Raw genomic sequence first — 4,161 nt, forward strand, 5'->3', positions numbered from 1 at the left:
GCCCACGCCTACCGCGACTGGCTCCAAGCCGCTTGACAGGCAATAGGAGCATCAGCGCTTCCACAGGGTTTTCACGCACGCTCCACCGGTCAGGGTCCCTCCAGGCCGCTGAGCTGCTCGGTCACCCGCGGGTTACCCAGTCACGGAAAAGTGCGTTCTTCCATGTCAGCGGTCGCTCTCCTACGGTTTCCCAGTAACCACAAGAGACTACGGGCCGCAGTGCCCGACGACGGAGGCACAGAGAATGGCCATCACCTTGCTGAATCCCGGCGGGCTGCCGGAGATCGATGTCTACCGGCAGGTGTCGATCGCGTCCGGCACGAGGCTGGTCTTCGTCGCCGGGCAGGTCTCCTGGGACGCCGAGGGCCGCACGGTCGGCGAGGGCGACCTCGCCGCGCAGGTCGAGCAGTGCTACCTCAACGTCGGCACGGCCCTGGCCGAAGCCGGCGGTTCCTTCGACGACGTGGCGAAACTGAACGTCCACGTCGTCGACTGGACACCCGACAAGATGCCCCGGCTCCTGGAGGGGATCGCGCGGGCGGCCGCGAAACTGGGAGTCACCCCGGTTCCGCCGGCCACGCTCCTGGGCGTCGCGGCACTGGACGTCCCCGACCACCTGGTCGAGGTCGAGGCCACCGCGGTCCTCGACTGAGCGAGGCGGCCGCGGGGAACGCCCCTATGAAGTCCCCGCCCCAACCGGTCTCACCCGCCGCCCCGCTGCGCGTGCGCCTCGGCGAGGAGGAGATAGGCGGCGGCCGTCCAGGTGTAGGCGCGGTCGCGCAGACCCGTCCCGGCCAGGGCGTCGAAGTTCTCCGCGAAGCCGTGGTCCTCGCACAGCGCGCGGAAGCGGGCGCTGATCCCGTCCGCCAGCCGGTGGTGGCCGCCGCGGCGCAGTCCGTCCTCGACGAGGACCGTGGCGGGGGCCCAGATGGGGCCGCGCCAGTAGCCGTCGGGGAGGTAGTGCGGCGAGGTCGGCAGCTCGGTGGCCAGGCCGTACGGGGTCAGATGGGCCTCGATCCGGCCGGCCAGCACATCACTGATGTCCTGGGGCAGATGTTCGCCCAGCACGATGGGCATCAGGTCGAGCAGGCTGGACGTGCTCCAGGTGTCGCCGCTGTCGACGCCCCGGGTGACGAACCGGTCGCCCGTCCAGAGCTGGTCGAGCATCGCCCGCTGGGTCTCCTCGGCGGCGCGCGTCCACCGGCGGGCGTCTTCCGGCCTCTCCAAGTGCGTTGCCAGGTCCGCGAGTTCACGCAGTTGGAGGATGAGGAAGGCGGCCAGGTCCGCGGTGACGACCACGCGCTCGGGGTCGAAGGCGGTGGCGTTGTCCCAGCCGCTGTCGTTGCCGTGCTGGTAGTGCGGCAGGGCGGCGCCGGGAGCGCGCCGGGCGGTGAGCCAGAACTCCGTCCAGCGTTCCAGCCTGTCGTACGCCTCGGTCAGCTCCGCCCGCTCCAGGGGGACGGGCATCCGGCGGCGCAGATGGCCGAACGCCCAGCCGTGGATGGGGGGTTTGACGAAGTTGCGGAGCACCTCGGAGTGGGTGACGGAGTCGGGCAGGGCACCGCTGTCGTCCTGGTGGTCGAAGGGCAGCTGGAACTGGTCCAGAGCCAGTTCGGGGCAACCGGGCCCCAGGGCGAGGGCGTTGAAGCAGTGGTCCCAGCTCCAGACCTTGTCCATCCAGTGCTTGGACATCAGGACACCGGGCCGGGTGACCAGGCCGGCCGGGCGTACGGTCGCCGACCACAGTACGTACGCGGCGAGTTCGGCGGCCGGGGTGGCGGACGAGCGCCAGGGGGCCACGGAGTCGACGAAGTCCGCGAAGGCGTTCCGCGCGGCCTCGACGACCTTGCCGAAGGCCGCCGTCGACGCGTAGGGCGGGCGGGCGGTGTCGAGTTCCTCGAGGGCGATCTCCCACTCGCCGTCCGCGTCGGCGGCGACGGTGACACCGCGGTCGGCGCTGCCCAGGGCCTGGCTGCCGAACACCTCGGTCACCGTGCCGGACAGCAGGGTGATCCGATAGCGGCGTCCGGTCTCGTACGAGGTGAACACGTACGCGTCGGCGGCCGGTTCGCGGTAGAAGTACGTCCCGCTGAACGGGGTCAGCGTCCGGGCCGCCGCCGAGATCCGCAGCGGCACACCCGCGCCGCGCAGTCGTACGGTGTCCGGCGTCTCGTAGGTGAGATCCACCCGCCCGGCCGGGCCAGTCCAGCTCAGCAGGCCCGGTGTGGCCTCGACCAGGGTCTCGGCGCGCTCGCCCGTCGCGGGGTCGAGGGGTACGAGGCGCAGGACGGCGTGCATGCCGTTCTGGTGCGAGACGAGGTGGAGGTCCTCGGCACGTGTCTTCTCCGCGAGCACGGGGGAGATGCCGAACCAGGAGCCGTGCGTGCTGAACGGGATGTCCTGGACGGAGAAGGCCGGGCCGGGGCGGTCGGCGGTCATGAAGAGGCACTCGTTTCTCGAGCAGGGATCGTCAGGGGGGAACGGCCGCACCGCGCAGGTCAGTCCTTGACGGCACCGGCGGTGACGCCGGCGGCGACGTAGCGCTGGGCGAGGACGAGGATCACCGTGGCGGGCAGGGAGGCGACGGCGGCGGTGGCCATGATGGCGTTCCACTGTTGGTTGTTGTTGCCGATGTAGTGGTAGATGCCGAGGGTGATCGGCTCGTGGGCGCCGCCGCCGGCGAGGGTGCTGGCAAAGATGAAGTCGGACCAGGACCACAGGAACGCGAACAGTGACACGGTGACGACGGAGTTGCGGCTCATCGGCAGCACGACGGACCAGAAGGTGCGCAGGGCCCGCGCTCCGTCCACCTGCGCGGCCTGGAGGAGTTCGCCGGGGATGCCGGACATGAACGCGGTGAAGATGAGGACCGCGAACGGCACGGCGAGGGTGGAGTCGGCGACGATCAGGCCGGGAACGGACTGGAGCAGGCCGAGTTGGAGGTAGATGGCGTAGAAGCCCATCGCCATGATGATGCCGGGGATCATCTGGGCGGCGAGGAGGACGAAGCTGAGGATGCCGCCGCCGCGTGGGCGCAGTTTGGCCAGCGCGTAGCCGGCCGGGGCGGCCAGGGCCACGGTCAGGGCGACGGTGCCGAGGCCGATGACGAGGCTGGTGCCCAGGTAGGGCAACTGCTGGTCGATGACGGCCCGGTAGCCCTCCAGGGTGGGGTGGGCGGGGAAGAGATCCGGCGGGCTCTTGCGCATGTCCTGGTCGCGGGTGAGGGACACGTTGAGCATCCAGTAGACCGGGAAGAGCATGATCGCGGTCAGCAGCAGACCGAGGACGGTCTTCAGGCGGGTCGTCATGACAGCGCCTGCTTTCGCTGGAGGCGCACGTAGATGAGGCCGAAGACCAGGGCGGCGAGCACGAGCAGGTTGCCGACGGCGGCGCCGGGGCCGAAGGCGGGCAGCAGGTTGCCGAAGCCGAGCTGGTAGGACCAGGTGGCGAAGGTGGTGGAGGAGTCGGCGGGGCCGCCCTTGGTCATGATCCAGATGATGTCGAAGACCTTGAGGGTGTAGACGAGGCCCAGCAGGAGGGTGATGGCGGAGACCGGGCGCAGCAGCGGGAAGGTGATGCGCCAGAAGCGCTGCCAGGCGTTCGCCCCGTCCAGGGCCGCCGCCTCGTACAGGCTCGCCGGGATGGACTGCAGGCCGCTGTGGAGTACGACCAGGTTGAACGGGACGCCGATCCAGATGTTCGCGATGATCACCGAGGTCAGCGACCAGGTCGGTGAGGTCAGCCAGTTCACCGGGTCGACGCCGACGGCGTGCAGGACGGCGTTGACGATGCCGGAGTCGCTGTTGAGCATCCACGACCAGGTCGACGCGGACACGATCAGCGGCAGCAGCCAGGGCACCAGGAACAGGGCCCGCAGGGTGGCCGAGAGCCGGAAGTGCTGGCTGAAGAAGACGGCCAGCGCCAGGCCGATGGCGTACTGGAAGACCAGGCACACGGCGGTGAAGACCACGGTGTGCAGCAGGGCCGGGGCGAAGGTCGGGTCGTCGAAGACCGTGCGGTAGTTCGCCAGACCGGTGAACGGGGCGTCGCCCCGCACGAAGGAGCGCACGGTGTAGTTGCGCAGGCTCAGGTCGAGGTTGCGGTAGAGCGGATAGGCGTAGAACAGGACGAGGTAGAGGGTGACCGGGGCGAGGAAGGCCC

General features: G+C 69.9%; 4 protein-coding genes. 1 reads left to right on the plus strand and 3 read right to left on the minus strand.

Annotated features, from left to right (window positions below):
* The first annotated feature begins 244 nt into the window (after window positions 1-244).
* A complete protein-coding gene (locus tag ACFVYN_RS41060; RefSeq protein ID WP_390007961.1) occupies window positions 245-652 on the plus strand; it encodes a RidA family protein in 408 nt (135 codons plus the stop codon).
* 50 nt (window positions 653-702) lie between these two features.
* On the opposite strand, the gene ACFVYN_RS41065 is transcribed toward ACFVYN_RS41060, so the two are convergent.
* From ACFVYN_RS41065 to ACFVYN_RS41075, 3 genes are all read right to left on the minus strand, one after another.
* Window positions 703-2,439: an amylo-alpha-1,6-glucosidase gene (locus ACFVYN_RS41065; RefSeq protein WP_390007963.1), complete on the minus strand. Its 1,737-nt coding sequence runs from the start codon at window positions 2,437-2,439 to the stop codon at window positions 703-705.
* 59 nt (window positions 2,440-2,498) lie between these two features.
* The gene (locus ACFVYN_RS41070; RefSeq protein ID WP_390007965.1) at window positions 2,499-3,308 is read right to left on the minus strand and encodes a carbohydrate ABC transporter permease; all 810 of its coding nucleotides are present in this window, start codon (window positions 3,306-3,308) and stop codon (window positions 2,499-2,501) included.
* Window positions 3,305-4,161, minus strand: an 857-nt coding sequence (locus ACFVYN_RS41075; RefSeq protein ID WP_390007967.1) for a carbohydrate ABC transporter permease, incomplete at its 5' end; no start/stop codon positions are given. The genes ACFVYN_RS41070 and ACFVYN_RS41075, both read right to left, overlap by 4 nt.

It is taken from the genome of Streptomyces sp. NPDC058307 (genome assembly GCF_042880295.1).
GTDB lineage: Bacteria > Actinomycetota > Actinomycetes > Streptomycetales > Streptomycetaceae > Streptomyces.

What these genes read in the sequence shown, in the direction of transcription:
- ACFVYN_RS41060 (WP_390007961.1), top strand. Translation starts at nt 245, where the DNA reads ATGGCCATCACCTTGCTGAATCCCGGCGGGCTGCCGGAGATCGATGTC.
- ACFVYN_RS41065 (WP_390007963.1), bottom strand. Translation starts at nt 2,439, where the DNA reads ATGACCGCCGACCGCCCCGGCCCGGCCTTCTCCGTCCAGGACATCCCG.
- ACFVYN_RS41070 (WP_390007965.1), bottom strand. Translation starts at nt 3,308, where the DNA reads ATGACGACCCGCCTGAAGACCGTCCTCGGTCTGCTGCTGACCGCGATC.